Source organism: Novosphingobium sp. GV079 (genome assembly GCF_003058045.1).
GTDB lineage: Bacteria > Pseudomonadota > Alphaproteobacteria > Sphingomonadales > Sphingomonadaceae > Novosphingobium > Novosphingobium capsulatum.
The window spans coordinates 159,052-178,649 of record NZ_QBUE01000004.1 but is presented as its reverse complement, the minus strand read 5'-3'; the positions used below and the strand labels follow the sequence as shown (position 1 = coordinate 178,649).

Below are 19,598 nucleotides of genomic sequence, written 5' to 3'. Positions count from 1 at the left end.
GCACAGGCGACGGGCAAATTAATCAGCTAGACTAACTATTTTCACCAGGTGAAACGCTTTTCGCGCTCGCTGCGGTAAACTGGGCCATGATCGCGCCGCTTGGCGCCCGCCCCTCCGCCGCCAAGGCCGCGCGTTCGATCGCCATGGCGATTTCGCGCGCAGTATGCTTGAGCGCACCCAGATGGCGCAGCATGACCGCATCATCGGTGCCGCGCTTGGCCGGCCAGGTGATGTTGATCGAGGCCACCGGCGCACCATCCAGCAGGATCGGCACCGCCATCGATCGGCGCCCGTCGCGCAGCACCAGTTGCCTCGACCGATCCGGCCATGGGTGCAGCGGCTCGCGCGCAGCATAGCCGCGAGAGCGTGTTTCAGCCAGGATCGCGCGCAGATCGGCTTCGCTACCTTCTTGCGGGTTGCGAGGGCGCAGGCGGGTGATGATCGCCTCGCGCTCTTCCTCGCGGCAGGCGGCGAGATAGGCCCGCCCGGTGGCGGTATGGATATAGGAAAGCTTGACGCCAACCGGGCCGAGCGTGGCCGAATCGAGTCGGAACAGCGGGCTGTTAGTTTCCACGATCTCCATGTGATCGAGGCGCGGCATGGCGAGCACCGATGGCCACGAGACGCGCGTCGACAGTGCCTTGAGCCAGGGCGAGGCCACCTCGGCGACATGCTCCAGCGTCAGCGCCTGCGAACGCGCCCGGGCATCGACGTGGGGCAGATAGGCACCGTCGGCAAGCCGCTGCCATATCAGCCCTTTCTGGCCCAGCGTCTGCAGCATGCGCAGCAACGTCGCCTTGGGCAGGCCCAGCGCCACATGCATTTCGTGCAGGCTGGCCGCGCGGCGGGCCTGCACCTGCAGCAAGACATCCAAGCCACGCTCCAACGCGCGGACGGTCTTCACCTTCCGATCCTGCATCCTGTCTCCCGACCGCTGCTGCGGCTCGTTATGGTTTCATCTTGTGAAACGGAAGAATGGCGCAGCCGGTGGCAAAGTCAAATCCATTGGCGCAACATCAAGGCCAAGGGAGAGAACCGACCATGACCCAGAGCCAAGGCGCCACAGCGCCCAGCGTGCTGCTTGTCATTACGCAGGATACCAAGGAGGAAGAGGCCCGCTTCACCCGTGCCGCGCTGGAAGCGGCGGGCGTGCGCGTGGTGCACCTCGATCCCAGCGTCCGGCGCACCCTGGGCGGCGCAGAAATTGCGCCGGAAGACGTCGCCGCCGCTGCCGGCATGACCATTGCCGAGGTGCGCGCCCTGGGCCACGAGGGCAAGTGTCAGGCCGCCATGATCAAGGGCGCGATCGCCGCCGCCCACGCCTGGGATGCGCGCGAGCCGATTTCCGGCATCCTTGCCATCGGCGGATCGATGGGTTCGGCCCTGGCCGGCGCGCTGATGCAGACGTTTCCCTATGGCCTGCCCAAGCTGATCGTCTCGACCATGGCCTCGGGTTTCACCAAGCCCTACATGGGCATCAAGGACATCGCGATGATGAACGCGGTGACCGATATCTCTGGCCTCAACACCATCAGCCGCGATGTGTTTGGCAACGCCGCGCGCGCCGTTGCCGGCATGGCGCGCGGTTATGACCGCAACGCCCCGGCCGAAAGGCCGCTGGTGCTGATCACCACGCTGGGCACGACCGAAGCTTCCGTGCGTCGCATACGCGAGGCGCTGGAGCGCGATGGCTGCGAGGTCATGGTGTTCCATTCCTCTGGCGCGGGCGGGCCGACGCTGGATGGCCTGGCCCAGGCCAAGGACGTGGCCCTGGTGCTCGACCTGTCACAGACCGAAATCCTCGATCACCTGATGGGGGGATTGGCCGACAGCGGCCCGGACCGCGGCAAGGCGGCCCTGGCGCGCGGCATCCCCACGATCCTGGCGCCGGGCAATGCCGATTTCATCATCGCCGGACCGATCGATGCGGCGCGCGCGCAGTTTCCCGGCCGGCGCTATCACGAACACAATCCGCAGCTGACCGCCGTACGCACCACGATCGAGGATCTGCGCAAGCTGGCCGATCACCTGGCCGCCAATGTGCGCGATGCGCAGGGGCCGGTTCACGTGCTCACGCCGCTGCACGGCTTTTCCAACCATGACAGCCCCGCCGGCCACATCATGGACCGATCGGTGCCCGGCCCCTTTGCGCAATACCTGCGCGAGGTGATGCCGCCGCATGTGCCCGTCACCGCCGTGGACGCGCATTTCAACGATGAAGCCTTTTCCGATGCCGTGATCGCCACGGCGCGGGCGCTGCTGGCCGATGCGCCGGCGTGTGTCGCCTGATCCGTCCAAAGGGACCAAGATGACTCCAGACCTGCCATTGACCGCCGAAGATGTGGCCGAGATTGCCGAGATCCTGGCGCATTCGGGCTATCGCGAGCTTGACCTTTCCACCCGCCGCTTTCGCCTGCGCGTGTCACGCGGGGCAGACCAGGACGGCGGCGGCGATGGCGGCCTGACCCAGGAATGGCAATGGGCGGGCGATGGATCGGCCGGCGCCGGCCCTGCCAGCGCCGAGGCAGCCGGCGAAGCGGCGGCCGATCCCGACGTGATCGCCAGCCCGCTGCCCGGCACGTTCTATCACGCACCACAGCCCGGCGCGCCGCCATTCGTGGCCGTGGGAGACGCCATTACCGCCGATACCGTGGTGGGTATCGTCGAAACCATGAAGCTGATGAACCCGGTCCATGCCGGGCGCGCGGGAACCGTTGCGGCCGTGCTGGCCGCCAATGGCGCACTCGTGGCCAAGGGCACCCCGCTCGTGCGCCTAACCTGAAAGCATCCGTCATGACGATCAAACGCCTGTTCATCGCCAATCGCGGCGAGATCGCCTTGCGCGTGCTGCGCACCGCCCACGCCATGGGAATTGCGACCGTGCTTGGCGTTTCGGAAGCAGACCGTACATCTCTCCCGGCGCGCCTGGCTGGTGCCATCGCCGTGCTGGGCCCCGGTAGTTCGCCGCAAAGCTATCTGGCGATCGACCGGGTGGTGGCAGCAGCGGTGGAGCATGGCTGCGACGCGGTGCACCCTGGCTATGGCTTCCTCTCTGAAAACGCGGCGTTTGCCCGCGCGGTGGCCGAGGCCGGGATGGTCTTCGTCGGCCCGGCGGTGCAGACGCTGGAAGGCATGGGCGACAAGCTCGCCGCGCGCGCACTCGCGCTGGCAGCCGGCCTGCCCGTGCTGCCCGGTGGCGCGGCGGAGACGGCGCAAGACGTGGCCGCCCGCGCGCAGGAAACCGGCTATCCCCTGCTGCTCAAGGCGGTGGCGGGCGGCGGCGGCAAGGGCATGCGCCGGGTGGACCGGGCCGAAGACCTCGATGCCGCGCTGGCCATGGCGCGGGCCGAGGCGCAGGCATCGTTTGGCAACCCTGCGGTCTATGTCGAACGGTTCGTGGCGCGCGGACGCCATGTCGAGGTGCAGATCCTGGGCGATGGCACGCATGCCATTCACCTGGGCACCCGCGACTGTTCAATTCAGCGGCGGTTTCAGAAACTGGTGGAGGAAGCCCCTGCCCCGGCCATGCCCGCAGCCGCCCGCGCCGCCATCGAGGATGCGGCCGTGCGCCTGGCCCGTCACATCGCCTATCGCGGCGCGGGCACGGCCGAATTCCTCGTCGATGCCGACGATTTCTCGTTCTACTTCCTGGAGCTGAATGCCCGCATCCAGGTGGAGCATCCGGTGACCGAGGCGATCACCGGCGTCGATCTGGTGGAACAGCAGTTGCTCGTGGCGATGGGCCATCCCCTGCGGCTAACCCAGGCCATGGTGCGGCCCCATGGCCATGCGATCGAGGTGCGCGTCAATGCCGAAAATCCCGACGCCGATTTCCGCCCGGCGCCCGGCGTGGTGGCGCGCGCGGCCTGGCCGGCGGGGCCGGGCATCCGGGTGGACAGCCACATCGCCAACGGCGGCGAGGTTCCACCATTCTACGATTCGCTGCTGGGCAAGCTGATCGTCCATGGCGTCACGCGCGAACAAGCCGTGGCGCGCATGGCGGCGGCCCTGCAGCACCTGCGCATCGACGGGCTGCCGACCACGGCGCCGCTTCATCGCCGCATCCTGGCCGATCCGCGCTTTGTCGCCGGCGGGGTGGATACCGGCTTTCTTGCCGGCCTCAATCTTACAGGATCCAATCCATGACCGCGATCCGCCTTGTCGATGTGACCATGCGCGACGGCAACCAGAGCCTGTGGGGCGCCACCGGCCTGCACACCGCGCATATGCTCCAGGCCGCCGCCCTGACCCAGGCCTGTGGCTTTGCCGCGGTGGATTTCACCTCATCGAGCCACATGGCGGTGGCTGTCCGCTATTTCCGCAACAATCCTTGGGAACGGCTGCGGCGCATGGCCGCCGCCATGCCGACCACGCCGTTGCAGTTCATCACCACGGGCCTGCGTTTCATCGCCTGGCAGCAGGCCGATCCCGATTTCATGGCGGTGGTCTATCGCACGCTGCAGGCCAATGGCGTGGGCCGCTTCGTGCTGCTCGATCCGATGCATGAAGTGCCCGCCGTGATCGAGGCGGCGCGGCTGGTGAAGCAGGAAGGCGGGGCGCAGGTCATGGCCGCGCTAACCTTCACGCTGTCTTCGATCCATACCGACGCGTTCTACGCCGATTTCGCCCGCGCCCTGGCGCAGTGCCCCGATATCGACCTGTTCTATATCAAGGACCCGGGCGGGCTGTTGTCAGTGGACCGGGTGCGCACGCTGGTGCCGGCGGTCAAGGCTGTGATCGGCGCCAAGCCGCTGGAAATCCATGCCCATACCACGATCGGCCAGGGCATGGTTTCCAGCCTGGAGGCAGCGCGCCTGGGCATCAGCGCCGTGCATGTGGGCGTGGGCCCGGGTGGCGATGGCTCATCGCTGCCCGAGGCGAACCGCATGCTCGCCAACCTTGAGGATGCCGGCCACAGCGTGGAGATCGACCGGGACGCGCTCACGCGCCTGACTCGCTATTGGCAGCGCGTGGCTCTGGCCGAAGGGCTGCCGCCGGGCGCGCCGCAGAATTTCGATGCCAGTTTCCTGCGCCACCAGATCGCCGGCGGGGTAATGACGACCACGGCGCGGCAACTGGCCGAACTGGGCCTGGCCGACCGGATGGAGGCCGTGATTGCCGAAACCGGGCAAGTGCGCGCCGAACTGGGCTATCCGATCATGGTCACGCCGTTTCCGCAGATGGTCATGAACCAGGCGCTGTTCAATGTGATCGGCAGCCATCGCTATGCCCAGGTTTCAGACCAGGTGATCCGCTATTGCCTGGGCAAGTTCGGCAAGCCTACCTCGCCCATCGATCCGGCGGTGCTGGCCACGATCATGGACCGGCCACGTGCGCGCGAACTGGAGCGGGAGCCGGCGTTTCCCACGCTGGCTGATCTGCGCCGCCAGTTCGGCCAGGGCCTACCCGATGAGGAATTCCTGCTGCGCGCGGTCATGCCCGCCGATCAGGTCGATGCCATGCTGGCCGCCGGCCCCTCGCGCGCCACCTACACGCCCGAGGCCGCGCCGCTGCTCAGTCTGCTGCGACAATTGGCGGCCAAGCCCGACGCACGCAACCTGGTGGTCGAACGCCCCGGCTTTCGCCTCGCCCTTCATGCCGGAGCCAGCCTGTGACCGCCCTTTCCCCCGATCACGCGGCGCGTCTGCGCGATGCCGCCGGCTTCATCTTCGACATGGATGGCACGATTGCCCTGGGCGACGCCAAGAGTGGCGGGCACAAGGCCCTGCCCCACGCCGTGGCCCTGCTGGAACGGCTGCGCCAGCGCGGCACGCCCTATGTAATCTTCACCAATGGCACGGCCAAGGCGCCGGCCGACTATGCCGCATCGCTGCGCAATGCAGGATTTCCAGTAGACGATGCGCAGATGCTCACGCCATCGGCATCGGCCGCCGCGTGGTTTGCCGCGCAGGGGTTGCGGCGGGTGCGGGTGCTGGGCAATGCCGGCTGCGCCGCGCCGCTGCGGGCGATCGGGCTTGACGTGATCGATCCGTCGGAACCGGCAGAGCGCGTCGATGCAGTCTATACCGGATGGTTCCGCGAGTTCGATTTTGCCGCGCTTGAGGCCGGCTGCGATTCGCTGTGGCACGGGGCGCGGCTGTTTACCGCCAGCAACGTACCATTCTTTGCCACGGCCACGGGCCGCGCGATTGGATCGAGCTTTGCCATCAATGCGATGCTCACGGCAATGACCGGCAAGCGAGCGCGCATCCTGGGCAAGCCATCGCGCGTGGCCTTTGACGTGGCCCGCCAGATCATGGGCCTGCCGCGCAGCGCCGCGGGCGCGATGGTGGTGGTGGGCGATGATCCCGCCCTCGAAATGCGCATGGCCAACGGCGCTGGCGCCATGGCCGTGGGCCTAACCACCGGCCTGATGAAATCGGCCAGCGACCTGCCGCAGCGCGATCGGCCTGGCGTTCTGCTCGATGGACTGGAGCCGGTGTTACACGCGCTGGCCTGATCACTTGCAGGCGCAGGACGCCTTCTTGGTTTTCTGCTTGGTGGTGACGAATTCGGCACGGGTCAACGCGCCATCGCCATTGGCATCGGCGCTCTTGAACTTGTTCTCGGTGCTCACCGCCCATTCGTCAAAGCTGAGCAGGTTGTTGCCGTCGACATCGAGCTTGCGGAAATCCTTGGCCCGCGGGGCCAGCAGTTCGTTGCGGGTGATGCGGCCATCGCGGTCCTTGTCGAACCGGTCGAAGCGGCGCTGCTCGCGGCTGGCCTCGCTGGCATGTGGCAAGGCCGGGCCTTGCAAGCCGTCACCATCGGCGGTGGGCAGGGTATCGTCCTCGCTCGCCTCGGCTGACGGTGCGCTGCTGGGGACGGCGGCCAGCGCGGGGTTTTTCTGCACGGCAGCGTGGCCTTGCCACCAGAAAACGCCCGCTGCCACCAGCATCAGCGCGCCCAAAGCACCCACCAACGTCCTGTTCATGTCCACCCCCCGGTTTACGCAATTTTACGGTCCCGGGCGGACGTTCACAGGGGAAAGCGATACCGATTTGGCAGGATCAGCGGCCGATCAGACCAAGCCTCAGCGCCGCAAGGAAGCGCAGCGCCGGACTGCCGCCCTCGCCGCGCAGGGCCATGCCGCGTAGCAGCGCCAGTGGCCGCATCGCGCGGGGCAGCGGCGTGATCCCGGGTGTAGACGGTGCCAGGCCGCGCCATTGGCGGGCGGCCAGTTCCACCGGCGTCAGATCGACAATGTCAGACAGACCGGCGAGCGCCAGCATCACGCCCACGCGGGCCTCATCAAGCGCGGCAGTGCCTTCCTCGCCCACGTGCAGCGCCTCATAGCCATCGACCAGTGCAGAAAGCGCGGCGCGTGCCGGGTTCCAGGGGGAAAGCATGGCCAGCAGGGGTTCACCCTTGGGCCAGCGGGCGGCATCCTCGCCCAGGCGATCACGCCACCATGCCAGCCGCAGCTGGATCATGATGGCGTCGCGCCCATCCCGCGCGGCATCGGCCAGGCGCTGTTCGAGCGCGAAATAGCCGATCCACAGCGGGCGTGTGGCTGCCGGAGCATAGCTTGCCGCAAGCCGTTCAAGCGGCGGCAAGCCATCGATCAGATCCTGCATTGCCGGATTATGCACTGCGAGATCCTGCGCCCCGGTCAGCCACCACCGCTTAGCGGTAGCAGACCTTCTTGACCGCAGCCACGATCTTGCCAGCGTCGATCAACGCGGCCTTTTCGAGGTTGGCGGCATAAGGCAGCGGCACGTCTTCGTCGCACACGCGCAGGACCGGGGCATCGAGGTGATCGAAGCCTTCTTCCATGGCGATGGCGATGATTTCCGACGCGATCGAGCAGACCGGGAAGCCTTCTTCGGCAACGACCATGCGGTTGGTCTTGGCGAGGCTGGCGAGCACGGTTTCCTTGTCGAGCGGACGCAGCGTGCGCAGGTCGATCACTTCGGCATCGATGCCTTGCTCGGCCAGTTGCTGCGCCGCGTCGAGAGCAAAGCCCACGCCGATCGAGTACGAGACGATCGTCACGTCCTTGCCTTCGCGCACCACGCGGGCCTTGCCGATCGGCAGCACGAAATCGTCAAGCTGCGGCACATCGAACGTGCGGCCATAGACGAGTTCGTTTTCCAGGAACACCACCGGGTCCTGGCTGCGGATCGCGGCCTTGAGCAGGCCCTTGGCATCGGCCGCGTCATAGGGCGCGATCACCACCAGGCCGGGCACGGCAGCGTACCACGGGCCATAGTTCTGGCTGTGCTGCGCGCCGACGCGAGCGGCGGCGCCGTTGGGGCCACGGAATACGATCGGGCAGCGCATCTGGCCACCGGACATGTAGTTGGTCTTGGCCGCCGAGTTGATGATGTGGTCAATCGCCTGCATGGCGAAGTTGAACGTCATGAACTCGATCACGGGCTTGAGACCACCCATGGCGGCGCCCGCACCAATGCCGGCAAAGCCATATTCGGTGATCGGGGTATCGATCACGCGCTTGTCGCCAAACTCTTCGAGCAGGCCCTGGGTCACCTTGTAGGCGCCCTGGTACTCGGCCACTTCCTCACCCATCACGAAGACGGCGGAATCGGCGCGCATCTCCTCGGCCATGGCATCGCGCAGGGCTTCGCGCACGGTGGTGGGAACCATCGTGGTGCCGGCCGGGATTTCCGGATCAGCCGCAGGCTTGGCGTCATGCTTGGGCGCGATCGCGGCGGCAGCCTGGGCCTTGGGATCAGCAGCGGGGGCCGGCGCCGCTTCGGCCGCCGGGGCGGGCGCGGCGGCAGGGGCAGCCGGCTCGTCTTCACCCTGCAGCGTGGCGATCACGGTGCCGACCTTGACGCCTTCGGTCCCTTCGGAAACCAGCAGTTCGCCGATCGTGCCTTCGTCGATGGATTCGAATTCCATCGTCGCCTTGTCGGTTTCGATTTCGGCGAGGATGTCACCAGACTTGACCGTATCGCCGGGCTTCACAAGCCACTTGGCCAGCGTGCCCTCTTCCATCGTGGGCGAGAGGGCGGGCATCTTGAGTTCAATTGCCATCTCAGTACTTCTCCACCAGCACGTCGGTATACAGCTCTGCCATGTCCGGCTCGGGCGAGCTTTCGGCAAAGTCGGCGGCCTGGGCCACCTGCTGGCGAATCTTCTTGTCGATGTCCTTGATCGCTTCTTCGGTCACGCCGCGCTTGAGCAGTTCCTGCTTGGCGCCTTCGATCGGATCGTGCTTGTCGCGCATTTCCTGCACTTCTTCACGGCTGCGATACTTGGCCGGGTCAGACATCGAGTGGCCGCGATAGCGATAGGTGTTGAGCTCCATCAGCACCGGGCCATTGCCGCCGCGCACATATTCCAGCGCCACTTCGGCAGCCTGGCGCACTTCGAGCACGTCCATGCCGTTGACCGGCATGCCGGGGATGCGGAACGCGGTGCCACGGCGATAGAAGTGGGTTTCGGCCGAACCGCGCTTGACCGCGGTGCCCATGGCATAGCCGTTGTTTTCCACCACGAACACGATCGGCAGCTTCCACAGCGCGGCCATGTTGAAGGTTTCGTAGACCTGGCCCTGGTTGGCCGCACCATCGCCGAAATAGGCCATGCACACGCCGCCATCATCGCGATACTTGTGGCCGAACGCCAGGCCTGCACCCAGCGAGACCTGCGCGCCGACAATGCCGTGGCCGCCGAAGAACTTGTGCTCGGTCGAGAACATGTGCATCGACCCGCCCTTGCCGCGCGAGATGCCCGCGCCGCGGCCGGTCAATTCGGCCATGATCACCTTGGGATCGATGCCATAGGCCAGCATGTGGCCATGGTCACGATAACCGGTGATCACGCTGTCGTGGCCCTCGTTGAGCGCCGACTGCAGACCGACCGCCACGGCTTCCTGGCCGATATAGAGGTGGCAGAAGCCGCCGATCAGGCCCAGGCCATAAAGCTGGCCCGCCTTTTCCTCGAAGCGGCGGATCAGCACCATCTGCTCATAGAACTTGAGCAGTTCGGCGTCCGACGCATCATAGCGCTTGTTGTTCGCGTGCGACTGCTGAAGGCTGCGCAGAGCGAAGGTGGCATCGTCCTCGACCGGGCTGCTCAGCGCGGCCGACACGTCGGGAACCGACGCGGCCACAGCAGCAGGCTTGGGGGCGGAGGAGCGGGGATTGGCGGCACGCGGCCTGGCGGACTTGGCCAAGTCTCAATATCCTTATTCTGGCTGCCTCAAGGCTCTGCGTATTCGCAAAACCGGCTCTCCCATTGAACCATGATCGCGCCTTGCGCAACGGCCAACAGATGCCAAGACGACAATTGATGCAGCGAAAACGCGGTTTCTCGGGATTTATACTAGTATAACGAAAAATCGCTGCAATGCGGCATTGCAATGCACCCTGAAACGACGCGGATGCCGTGCCATGCGCGCTGCCCTTTCCACGCCAAACAAGCCACGAAGCCAGCATGATTTGCCCGGTGCGTCAAATCGGGGTTTGCGTAGTGACAGCCGAAGAGGATGGCGCCGCGCACAACCACAGGCCGGATCGTGGCGTTGCGGCCGCGGCTGCAAACACCAATGCGACCGACTGCCCGAGACAGACGCCGGCTTGGGCGGATCGTGCTGTAGCGTGATGATAAGCGAGTGGCGCACCCGGAACGATTCGAACGTCCGACCCTCAGATTCGTAGTCTGATGCTCTATCCAGCTGAGCTACGGGTGCCTGCCAATGTCGTGCCTGCCGGGATACCCATGCAGACGCCTTTCCAATGGAAAGGTATGGCGCACCCGGAACGATTCGAACGTCCGACCCTCAGATTCGTAGTCTGATGCTCTATCCAGCTGAGCTACGGGTGCCTGCCATGTATGGCCAGTGAAGGCCTTCCCCTGCCCCACGCCCCTGAAAGGAGAATGGCGCACCCGGAACGATTCGAACGTCCGACCCTCAGATTCGTAGTCTGATGCTCTATCCAGCTGAGCTACGGGTGCCGGGGAGCCGCGCCTCTATGTCACACAGCGCAGGTTGGCAAGCACCTTGTTCAGGCGCCGAGCAAATTTTGTGCAGTTATGCACAGTGCGATATCAAGCGGCGGCATGGTTTCGGGAACGGCCAAACTGCGCAGGGTTGCGAGGTCCACCCATTGCAGCGCCGCCCCTTCTTCGGCGACGGGCGTACCGCGCCAGGCGTGGCAGCGATAGAGCAGCAGGACCAGATCACGCCCGCTGGTGGCGCCGGTCGTGGCCGCCGCCTCGTGCACGGCAAAGGTCAACGGCGCCAGATCGGCAGGATCGACGGCAATTCCCAGCTCTTCTGCCAGTTCGCGCACCAGGGCCGCTGCCGGCGTCTCACCTGGCTCCACCTTGCCGCCGGGAAACTCCCACAGCCCGCCGTGATGCTTGCCCAGCGGGCGCTGCTGCAACAGCAGGCGGGATTCGCTGCCCTCGCCCGCCACCAGCGCTGCCGCGACGACCAGCAGCGGCGCGGATGCCTGGTGCGGCAGGGGCGAGGCAAGTGTAGCTGACATTGGTTAATCCGATCCGGCAAAACATAAGGGCAAACCGCCAGTCATGCCGGCAACGGTTTCTTAGGCCATGTCCCGCTAAGCGGAAAGATGCACAGGTGGATGGGGCCAAGACATGAAGAACTTCTTGCGCAGGATCGCGCGCGAAAGCGAGGCGGTGACGCTGGTGGAATATGGCCTGCTGGTGGGGGCACTGGGCCTGTCGATCGTTTTCGGGCTCAACGCGTTTACCAATCAACTCTACCGTCTTTGGCACATTATCGACAATGCAGCGGTGGCTGCGGCCAATCGGCATTAAGCGCATTTTAGGTTTTACTGCCTAGAGACAGCATTGTCCGCAGCGTGACGCAAAACCGAGGCGGGCCGGGAAAAGAAGATCTCTTCAGGAGTAGAATTATGAAGCTCGTCCGCGACCTGTTCCGCAACGAAGAAGGCGCCACCGCCATTGAATACGGCCTGATCGCCGCTCTGATCGCCGTTGCTGCCATCACCGCCATGGGCGCGCTGGGCAACTCGCTCGGCAACACCTTCAACCTCGTGTCGAACGACATGAACAACGCTTCGGACGGCCACCTCTAAGAGGCGCCGTCGCCCGGCGAAACACGCCGGGTGAGCAACAGGAAGGGGCGGAAGAAGGCGGGTGCCTTTTTCCGCCCCTTTTTCTGTCAGCAGCACCAGACGGCCGGCACGAAAAAGGCCGCCAGGCATCGTGCCGGCGGCCTTTTCATGTTTGGCTCGTGCGGATCAGGCGCCGATGCGCAGGAACCGTTCGGCGCGCAGGGCGCGCAGGGCATCGGCGTTCTTGCCGGCCAGGTGATCGAGTTCTTCACCGATCGCGGCGGCGAGTGCGGTGCAGGTGGCGGCCGGATCGCGATGCGCGCCGCCCACCGGTTCGGGCACGATGCGATCGATCACGCCCAGCGAGAGCAGATCCTGCGCCGTCACTTTCATCGCCTCGGCCGCTTCGGGTGCCTTTTCGGCCGTGCGCCACAGGATCGAGGCGCAGCCTTCGGGCGAAATCACCGAATAGACCGCGTGTTCGAGCATCAGCACGCGCTCGGCACTGGCCAGCGCCACGGCCCCACCAGAGCCACCCTCGCCCACGATCGTGGCGACCATCGGCACGCCCAGCGCCAGGCAGGCTTCGGTCGAGCGGGCAATCGCCTCGGCCTGGCCGCGTTCTTCGGCCTCGACGCCCGGAAAAGCGCCCGAGGTATCGACCAGGGTGACCACCGGCAGGCCGAATCGGCTGGCCATTTCCATCAGGCGCACCGCCTTGCGATAGCCTTCGGGCTTGCCCATGCCGAAATTGTGGCGAATGCGGCTTTGCGTATCGTGGCCCTTTTCATGGCCGATCAGCATCACGCGGCGATTGCCCAAACGGGCAAAGCCACCGACGATCGCCTGATCCTCGCCATAGAGGCGGTCCCCACCCAGCGGCATGAACCCGGTGAACATCCGCTCGACATAGTCGCGGAAGTGCGGCCGCGCCGGATGGCGGGCCACCTGGGTCTTTTGCCAGGGCGAGAGCGCACGATAGGTGTTGGCCAGAAGCTCGGCCGACTTGGTCTCAAGACGACGGATCTCGGCGGCGATATCCAGCTCACCGCTGGCGGCAGCCGTATCGCGCAGTTCGGCGATGCGGGCTTCCAGGGCGGCGACGGGTTTTTCGAATTCGAGGTACGAAATCATGGCGCCTGCGCTAGGGACACGCGGCCGTTTGGTCAATGGTCGCGCATGGTCAAAGGTGCCTGAGCGGGTGCTTCTCGTTCACCAGCGCCACCAGGCGGGCCGAATCCACGTGGGTATAGATTTCGGTGGTGGCAATATCGGCGTGGCCCAACAGGGTCTGCAACACGCGCAGGTCTGCCCCGCCCTCCAGCAGATGGGTGGCAAAGGCATGGCGCAGCACGTGCGGGCTGACCTTTTCCGGATCGATTCCGGCGCGCAGCGCCAGATCGCGCACCAGTTGGAACAGCCGCACGCGCGTCAGGTGCCCGCCACGCGGCGAGGGAAAGAGGTGGCGCGAACCACCCGGCCGCACCGCCAGCCAGCGCCGCAGAGCGGCCAGCGCCCGGGTGGACACGGGCACCAGGCGCTGCTGCCCACCCTTGCCAGTGATCGCCAGGAACGGCACGTCGCGCGGCAGCGCGGCCAGCGGCAGCGAGACCAGCTCCGTCGCGCGCAGGCCCGAACCATAGAGCAGCTCCACCAGGGCCAGCAGCCGCACCCCTTCGGGCGTGCCAGCGGCCGCATCGGCCTCTGCCGTTTCCAGGAACCGCCCGATTTCCGCATGATCGAGCAGGCGTGGCAGCGGCCGCCGGGCGCGTGGCCGCACCAGCGCGGTGCTGGGATCATCGGCCCGCAGGCCTTCGTCCTGGGCAAAGGCCATGAACTGGCGCAGCGCTGAAATCTTGCGCGCCTGGCTGGCCGGGGCAAGTTCGGCCCAGGTTTGCGCCAGGCCGGTCAGCGCCTCGACATCGGCAGTAACCAGATTGCCGACCACGCTTTCCGCGCCGGCAAGATCGCGCGCATAGGCGGCCAGGGTATTGGCCGCGGCGCCGCGTTCGGCCGCCATCATCGCCAGGAACGCCGCCACCGCCGGAGAGGCCGAGCCGGCGCCGCGCTTGATCACAACCGCGCCTTCACACCCGCGCCACCGCTTCGGCTGCGATCATCCGCGCCTCGCCATCCAGGCCGACGCGGCGCAGCGCCGAAACGATGTGATAGAGATGCACCGCCGTCATCTTGTCCCAGCTTTGCGCCTGCATGCCAAAGCCGGCGAGCAACGCGACCAGCGCGGGATTGTCGGATTGGGCGGCATCATCGATCGCGCGGGTCCAGCGCGTTTGCCGGCCCATGTTGATCTTGAGCTTGCCGGCAAAGGCATTGGCCGTGGCATCATCCACGCGGCCCAGGCCCATCAGCCCGGCCAGCAGGAACTGCGAACGCAGCGCGCCGCTGCTGTCATCGCCGCTCTGGAAGGATTCCAGTGCAGCGTTGCCGATCGCCGTGCTTTTGGCCGGGGCGGACAGGGCAATGAGGCCCCAGGGCTCGCTGCCCACGGCGACGACACCGCTCCAACGCGCGGCATTGGCATCAAGGCCGGCGGTCAACATCGAGGCAATCAGGCCACCGGCATCGCCTGCCAGATCGGGGCTGGGCAGCATGCGCGCGGCGGCATAGGCCGTGAGCACCAGGCGCGAATAGGCCCGATCGGGGTTGTCGGCCGAACCCCACAGCGCCTTGATCGCGGCCAAGCGGTCTGCGGCCTCGGGCGCGGTATAGGCGGTGCGCAGCTTGTCGGCCAGCGGGCCCCAGGTCTTGTCCTGGTCGGCCCCGTCCTGGGCGTTGATTTCGGCAAGCTGGCTGTAGAGGTCAACCATCGCCGCGCTCGACAGGATGCCCCGGCCGGCGGCCACATCGGCTGCGGCGCAGCGTGCCGGCAGCGGCAGCATGGGCGCACGCACGGCCAGCACCGCGTAATCGGCCCAGGCCTGCTCGCGCAGGTTCTGCGGCGGTTCGATCCCGACTGCAAAGGCCATGCCGGTGCGCCACGGCGTCAGTTGATCGACATCCTTCCATTCGATGTTGACCGCGCGGCGCGTGGCAGAGGTGGCGCCGGCCAGCTTCTGCGCCAGCAGAATATCGATCTTGTCGGTGCCGCCGCGGCGCATCAGGCGATCAAGCTGCGCCATCGCCGGCGGCCCGTCACCGGTAAAGCCGGAACAGATCGCGCGGGTCAGGTCCCACTGCATGCCCTGCCGCCCTGCGGCGGTAAGCGCGGTGATCGGGCACAGCCCGACCGGGTCGGCCGTGGCCAGGAATGCCCCCATCGCGGCGTCTTCCAGGCCCGGCGTGAAAAAGCCGCTATCGACTGACTGCACCATGGCGCGCGCGGGATCAGCCTCACCCATGCGCAGCAGCAGCCCAGCGCGCAGGGCGGCCCAATCCGCGCCGTTCATGCCCACCGGGGTATCCATGCGGCTCATCAGCGCGCGGCGCACCAGGATATGCCCCCAGCGCGACACCATCGGCCCGCGCATGTGGTTGAGCAACTGCTCCACGAACGGGCCGTTGAGATAATGCGTGGACGTGGCCGGAAACCCGCCGTCGACCTGATCGATCACCCCGACCCGCGCCAGGCTGCGCTGGGTACTGGGCGGAATATCGTACTTGGGCTGGGCCTTGGCGATCAGCGCATCGAGCGTGCCGGGATCGATCGAATCGAGCGGATCGGCCGGGCCGCTACTGCCGGTCACATCGGCATTCTCATCCAGCGGAAGCGGCTGGATCACCGGTGACGCAACGGCCGCAGGCGCCGCCGGGGTCGCGGCCGGCTTGGCCGGCGCGGGAGCCGCCTTGGCGGCGGCAGGTGCTGCCGCGGGCTTGGCCTTGGCCGGCTGCGGGCGTGCGGGCTGCGCCGCCGGCTTGTCAAAACCGGGCGGCAGCAGCGATTCCTGCGCCAGCAGCGCGCCGGTCATCCCGGCAATGGCAACGCAGCCGAGCAGGGCATGGCGGAAAAGGCGCGGTTTCATGGCTTGCTTTCCGAATGGGCCGAGCTGGCATTACTGGGCACGGCAACGGGCTGTTCCACCCAAGCGGTCTGGCGTGGCCCGCCCAGCATCCAGGCCAGCATAACCAGGGCCACGATCACGGCCGCCACCAAGCCACCGCCGATCGCCAGCCAGGGCAGCCCCTGAAACGGCGCGAATCCACCAGCGGAAAGCGGCGGCCGATTTTCCGGCCCGCGCCCGTCACCCTTGCCACTTTGCATCGAACCCTGATTGTTCACGTTGCCTCGCTGCCACGGCGCTTGCGCTTGGCCCTAGCGCAAGTATAGGCGGCGCGGCAATGGACCACGAAAGCGCCCTCTTATCCATGGCGGAAATCGCCCGCATTGGCCGCCGGATCGATCGGCCGGTGGTGCTGGTGGGCATGATGGGCGTGGGCAAGACCACGGTGGGCCGCAAGCTGGCCAGCCTGCTCGACGTGCCGTTCGTTGATGCCGACGAAGAGATAGAGCGCGCGGCGCAGATGCCGATCCCCGAAATCTTTGCCACCTATGGCGAACCCTATTTCCGCAGCGGCGAGCGCCGGGTCATCGCACGCCTGCTCGACGGCGCCACGCCAACGCGGCGCAAGATCCTGGCCACCGGCGGCGGCGCCTTTGTCGATCCCGATACGCGGCGGCTGATTCTCGACAAGGCGGTGTCGGTCTGGCTCGACAGCGATATCGACACGCTGGTGGAGCGCGTGGGCCGCAAGGACAACCGCCCGCTGCTGCGCGGCGGCAACCCGCGCGAGATCCTTTCCCGCCTGCGCGAGGACCGGCGCGCCGCCTATGAGCAGGCGGCGATCCATATCACCAGCGGCAACCTGCCCCACGGCGTGACGGCAAACCGCATCCTGAAAGCGATTGACGCATGGCTGTAATCCCCGTCGCCATTGCCGGCGCCCCCTATGACATGGTGATCGAAGAAGGCGCCCTCGCCCGCGCTGGCGCGCTGTGCCGCCCGTTCGTGCGCAAGGACAGCGTCGCGGTGATCACCGACGAAAACGTCGCCGCCGCCTGGCGCGAGACGGTGACGGCCAGCTTTGCCGCGCAGGGCATCGCCAGCCAGTGGCTGGTGCTGCCGGCCGGAGAAGCGACCAAATCGTGGGACAGCCTGGTGCGCGTGGTCGATTGGCTGCTGGGCCTGGAGATCGAGCGCAAGGATAACGTGGTGGCGCTGGGCGGCGGCGTGATCGGCGATCTCACCGGCTTTGCCGCCTCGATGGTCAAGCGCGGCTGCGGCTTTATCCAGATGCCCACCACGCTGCTGGCGCAAGTCGATTCCAGCGTTGGTGGCAAGACCGCGATCAACACCGCCATGGGCAAGAACCTGGTGGGCGCGTTCCACCAGCCCAGCCTGGTGCTGGCCGATCCCCTCAGCCTCGATACCCTGCCCCTGCGCGATGTGCGCGCCGGCTATGCCGAAGTGGTGAAGTACGGGCTGATCGACGATCCCGAATTCTTCTTCTGGTGCGAGGCCAACGCCGCCCGCCTGCTGGCCGGCGACCCCGCCGCTCGCGAGCACGCCATCGCCCGCAGCGTGGCGGCCAAGGCGCGGATCGTGGCGGCCGATGAAAAGGAAACCACGGGCGTGCGCGCCCTGCTCAACCTGGGGCACACGTTTGGCCACGCGCTTGAGGCGCAGACCGGCTTTTCCGATCGCCTGCTGCACGGCGAAGGCGTGGCGCTGGGCATGATCCTGGCCGCGCGCTATTCCGCGCGGCTTGGCCTGATGAGCGGCCAGGATGCCGAGCGCGCGGCCGCGCATATCGCTGCTGTGGGCCTGCCGGCTTCGCTCAAGGCACTCGACATGAATTGCGACGGGCAGACGCTCAAGAATCACATGCTCCACGACAAGAAGATGGACGCGGGCACCCTGCCCTTCCTGCTGATGCGCGGCATTGGCCAGACGTTCCTGGCCAAGGATGTGGACCTGGCGGATGTGGCAGCGTTCCTTGACGAGGAACTGGCGCGCTAAGCGCCCCCTCCACCACCGCTACGCGGCGGTCCCCCTCCCCACAAGTGGGGAGGATCTTGAAGGTTGTGTGATGACAAGACCGTCTTGGGTGGCGGGATCGTCCGGGGATATCCGGGATCATCCGGGGAAAACCCGCTGAAAATCGGCATTTCTGCGATTTTGGCGGGCTCGGCTGGGGCGCGGGGCAATGTCTAATTGGATCGGCCATTTAGACGTTGCGCTGACAAGAGCGGCTTGAGTAGCGCCAGGCGCTCTCAAAACCCTCTTAGCCCCGGATAATCGGCGTTTAAGGGGCCGCTCACGAACCCATGAGGGCACGCGAACTGGGCGGAAGTGGGGTTTTAGTTTGCCCAGATCGCTGCGGGGAGCGGCATGGCCGCGAAAGCCTAATAAATCGGGGCTCTCATCGCGGTGCCGATCGCACTTGCAGCCCAATGCGGCGAGATGGGAAGTGGGACAGTTTTCCGGCTGGCTGATCACGGCTGAAGCATACCTGATCCCTTCCGCACGGCTGTATCGGCGGCTTGGCTGCCGCATTGGCTGTTGAGCGCCGCGAGCGTCGATGCGGCAGCGCGCATGTTGGCTTCCCGCAAGTTGGCCAAGGTTGATCGGCCAGCCTCATCCTGCACGATACCTTGGCTGACGGTGGCCGTTTTCAGTTGGCTCACGCTGTTGAGATAATCGTCTTCCAGCCCGGAGCAGGCCAAATATTGCCGTCCAGCGTAAATGCCCGCGCCGATCACAATCGCCGACACCAAGCCGATGGCTATTTTAACCCATGGCACGCGGTTCGTGCTTGCGCCTCCATTTGCCGATGCGCGCGGCAGCGCGGCGAGGCCCCAGCAGAGCATCACGACAACGAACGCACCAACCAGGAACGGGGTCATAAGCTCTTCACCACTGCGACAACCCTGCCGAACACGTGCAGCTCGCCATCATACGCCGTTTCAGGGGTGACGGCAGGATTATCCGACAGAATTTTGATGCCACCATCAGGCATAGGCCGCAATCGCTTGATCATGCCAATCTGGCCATAAGAGATCGCCCAATACAGATCGCCAAAACGCACATCGATCTGCGATCGGTCAATCAGGATGACGTCCCCATCACTGATCGTGGGCTCCATGGAATTGCCCATGCCGCGCGCCCAATAAAGCAGCTCCGGGGGGCTTGGTGTGATCATCTTGAGCCACGCTATCGGGAACGACATCGTTTCGGCCTGATCCTCGACGATCTCGGTGTCCATGTAAGCGGCACCGAGGCCAAACCGAAGATCGATCTGCTTCACTTCAACCAGGCCTTCAGGGACAACAGCGGGTACCGGAACTGACAGTTTCGGTTCGCTCAACTGTGCAGATGAGACGCCTGGTTCGTCAGTCTCACCCAAAAGATATTCAGGCGTGGTGCCAAGCGTCCGGGCGAGTTCCACCAGTTGACGTGGCCTATCGGTACCACCGCCCTCCAGCCGATTGATCGACGGTTGCGTCGAACCGGTCAGTTTAGCGAGCTGCCCTTGCGACAGGCCGCGCGCTTTGCGGAGCTCGATGAGTCGTTCTGGGCGAAATCTGCTCATGCGCTTCGGCTATCCGTTTACGAATAATTCCGC

21 protein-coding genes and 3 tRNA genes are annotated in these 19,598 nt (G+C 66.0%); 9 read left to right on the top strand and 15 right to left on the bottom strand.

The genetic code is table 11. The features are described from left to right. Positions 1–31: 31 nt before the first annotated feature. Positions 32–904 carry an IclR family transcriptional regulator C-terminal domain-containing protein gene (locus C8K14_RS06835; RefSeq protein ID WP_233250939.1) on the bottom strand — a complete coding sequence of 291 codons (873 nt, stop codon included), beginning with the start codon at positions 902–904 and terminating at the stop codon, positions 32–34. A gap of 137 nt (positions 905–1,041) precedes the next feature. Here C8K14_RS06835 and C8K14_RS06830 point away from each other — a divergent pair, with 137 nt between their 5' ends. The 5 genes from C8K14_RS06830 to C8K14_RS06810 are packed head-to-tail and all read left to right on the top strand — an operon-like array spanning position 1,042 to position 6,460. Continuing rightward, positions 1,042–2,289 (top strand): Tm-1-like ATP-binding domain-containing protein, encoded by a 1,248-nt coding sequence (locus C8K14_RS06830; RefSeq protein ID WP_107716148.1) that lies wholly within the window; start codon positions 1,042–1,044, stop codon positions 2,287–2,289. A gap of 19 nt (positions 2,290–2,308) precedes the next feature. Next, complete coding sequence (locus C8K14_RS22335) at positions 2,309–2,782, top strand: biotin/lipoyl-containing protein (protein WP_082349800.1); 474 nt, start codon at positions 2,309–2,311, stop codon at positions 2,780–2,782. Between the two features lie 11 nt (positions 2,783–2,793). Then, complete coding sequence (locus C8K14_RS06820) at positions 2,794–4,146, top strand: acetyl/propionyl/methylcrotonyl-CoA carboxylase subunit alpha (protein ID WP_107716146.1); 1,353 nt, start codon at positions 2,794–2,796, stop codon at positions 4,144–4,146. Beyond that, entirely contained in the window at positions 4,143–5,615 is a 1,473-nt protein-coding gene (locus C8K14_RS06815) for a biotin carboxyl carrier protein (protein ID WP_107716145.1), read from the top strand. The genes C8K14_RS06820 and C8K14_RS06815 overlap by 4 nt, the downstream gene beginning before the upstream one ends. Then, complete coding sequence (locus C8K14_RS06810; protein WP_233250938.1) at positions 5,612–6,460, top strand: HAD-IIA family hydrolase; 849 nt, start codon at positions 5,612–5,614, stop codon at positions 6,458–6,460. The genes C8K14_RS06815 and C8K14_RS06810 overlap by 4 nt, the downstream gene beginning before the upstream one ends. On the opposite strand, the gene C8K14_RS06805 is transcribed toward C8K14_RS06810, so the two are convergent. The 8 genes from C8K14_RS06805 to C8K14_RS06770 form a co-directional block, all read right to left on the bottom strand. Then, positions 6,461–6,934 carry an EF-hand domain-containing protein gene (locus C8K14_RS06805; protein WP_022678297.1) on the bottom strand — a complete coding sequence of 158 codons (474 nt, stop codon included), beginning with the start codon at positions 6,932–6,934 and terminating at the stop codon, positions 6,461–6,463. Positions 6,935–7,010: 76 nt separating this feature from the next. After that, the gene (locus C8K14_RS06800) at positions 7,011–7,592 is read right to left on the bottom strand and encodes a hypothetical protein (protein ID WP_133726773.1); all 582 of its coding nucleotides are present in this window, start codon (positions 7,590–7,592) and stop codon (positions 7,011–7,013) included. Between the two features lie 34 nt (positions 7,593–7,626). Further along, positions 7,627–9,000, bottom strand: coding sequence for a pyruvate dehydrogenase complex E1 component subunit beta (locus C8K14_RS06795; protein WP_107716143.1), 1,374 nt, complete (start codon positions 8,998–9,000; stop codon positions 7,627–7,629). Between the two features lies 1 nt (position 9,001). Continuing rightward, complete coding sequence (gene pdhA, locus C8K14_RS06790; RefSeq protein WP_369974042.1) at positions 9,002–10,081, bottom strand: pyruvate dehydrogenase (acetyl-transferring) E1 component subunit alpha; 1,080 nt, start codon at positions 10,079–10,081, stop codon at positions 9,002–9,004. A gap of 502 nt (positions 10,082–10,583) precedes the next feature. Continuing rightward, positions 10,584–10,660 (bottom strand) — tRNA-Arg (locus C8K14_RS06785). 57 nt (positions 10,661–10,717) lie between these two features. Then, positions 10,718–10,794, bottom strand: a tRNA-Arg gene (locus C8K14_RS06780). A 55-nt stretch (positions 10,795–10,849) separates the two neighbouring features. Next, positions 10,850–10,926: transfer RNA gene (locus tag C8K14_RS06775), tRNA-Arg, on the bottom strand. 50 nt (positions 10,927–10,976) lie between these two features. Next, positions 10,977–11,462: a (deoxy)nucleoside triphosphate pyrophosphohydrolase gene (locus tag C8K14_RS06770; RefSeq protein ID WP_107716141.1), complete on the bottom strand. Its 486-nt coding sequence runs from the start codon at positions 11,460–11,462 to the stop codon at positions 10,977–10,979. 112 nt (positions 11,463–11,574) lie between these two features. Here C8K14_RS06770 and C8K14_RS06765 point away from each other — a divergent pair, with 112 nt between their 5' ends. Both C8K14_RS06765 and C8K14_RS06760 read left to right on the top strand, forming a co-directional pair. Then, positions 11,575–11,757, top strand: coding sequence for a Flp family type IVb pilin (locus C8K14_RS06765; RefSeq protein WP_062782854.1), 183 nt, complete (start codon positions 11,575–11,577; stop codon positions 11,755–11,757). Between the two features lie 98 nt (positions 11,758–11,855). Continuing rightward, positions 11,856–12,038 (top strand): Flp family type IVb pilin, encoded by a 183-nt coding sequence (locus tag C8K14_RS06760; protein ID WP_022678268.1) that lies wholly within the window; start codon positions 11,856–11,858, stop codon positions 12,036–12,038. A 165-nt stretch (positions 12,039–12,203) separates the two neighbouring features. Here the strand turns inward: C8K14_RS06760 and C8K14_RS06755 are convergent, their stop codons facing one another. From C8K14_RS06755 to C8K14_RS06740, 4 genes are read right to left on the bottom strand one after another with little or no spacing between them, the layout of a single operon-like run. Beyond that, a complete protein-coding gene (locus tag C8K14_RS06755) occupies positions 12,204–13,151 on the bottom strand; it encodes an acetyl-CoA carboxylase carboxyltransferase subunit alpha (protein ID WP_022678267.1) in 948 nt (315 codons plus the stop codon). A gap of 49 nt (positions 13,152–13,200) precedes the next feature. Continuing rightward, the gene (locus C8K14_RS06750) at positions 13,201–14,094 is read right to left on the bottom strand and encodes a tyrosine recombinase (RefSeq protein WP_255420053.1); all 894 of its coding nucleotides are present in this window, start codon (positions 14,092–14,094) and stop codon (positions 13,201–13,203) included. Between the two features lie 10 nt (positions 14,095–14,104). Next, a complete protein-coding gene (locus C8K14_RS06745; protein WP_107716140.1) occupies positions 14,105–15,997 on the bottom strand; it encodes a hypothetical protein in 1,893 nt (630 codons plus the stop codon). Beyond that, positions 15,994–16,254: a hypothetical protein gene (locus C8K14_RS06740; RefSeq protein ID WP_054131104.1), complete on the bottom strand. Its 261-nt coding sequence runs from the start codon at positions 16,252–16,254 to the stop codon at positions 15,994–15,996. Before C8K14_RS06740 ends, C8K14_RS06745 begins: the two co-directional genes overlap by 4 nt. A gap of 59 nt (positions 16,255–16,313) precedes the next feature. On the opposite strand from C8K14_RS06740, the gene C8K14_RS06735 reads away from it, so the two are divergent. Next, complete coding sequence (locus tag C8K14_RS06735; protein ID WP_022676393.1) at positions 16,314–16,895, top strand: shikimate kinase; 582 nt, start codon at positions 16,314–16,316, stop codon at positions 16,893–16,895. Continuing rightward, positions 16,886–17,992 (top strand): 3-dehydroquinate synthase, encoded by a 1,107-nt coding sequence (aroB, locus tag C8K14_RS06730; RefSeq protein WP_107716139.1) that lies wholly within the window; start codon positions 16,886–16,888, stop codon positions 17,990–17,992. The genes C8K14_RS06735 and aroB overlap by 10 nt, the downstream gene beginning before the upstream one ends. Before the next feature lie 476 nt (positions 17,993–18,468). Here aroB and C8K14_RS06725 read toward each other — a convergent pair whose 3' ends face one another. Further along, entirely contained in the window at positions 18,469–18,879 is a 411-nt protein-coding gene (locus C8K14_RS06725) for a hypothetical protein (RefSeq protein ID WP_107716138.1), read from the bottom strand. Beyond that, complete coding sequence (locus C8K14_RS06720; RefSeq protein WP_107716137.1) at positions 18,876–19,565, bottom strand: LexA family transcriptional regulator; 690 nt, start codon at positions 19,563–19,565, stop codon at positions 18,876–18,878. The genes C8K14_RS06725 and C8K14_RS06720 overlap by 4 nt, the downstream gene beginning before the upstream one ends. Positions 19,566–19,598 lie beyond the last annotated feature (33 nt).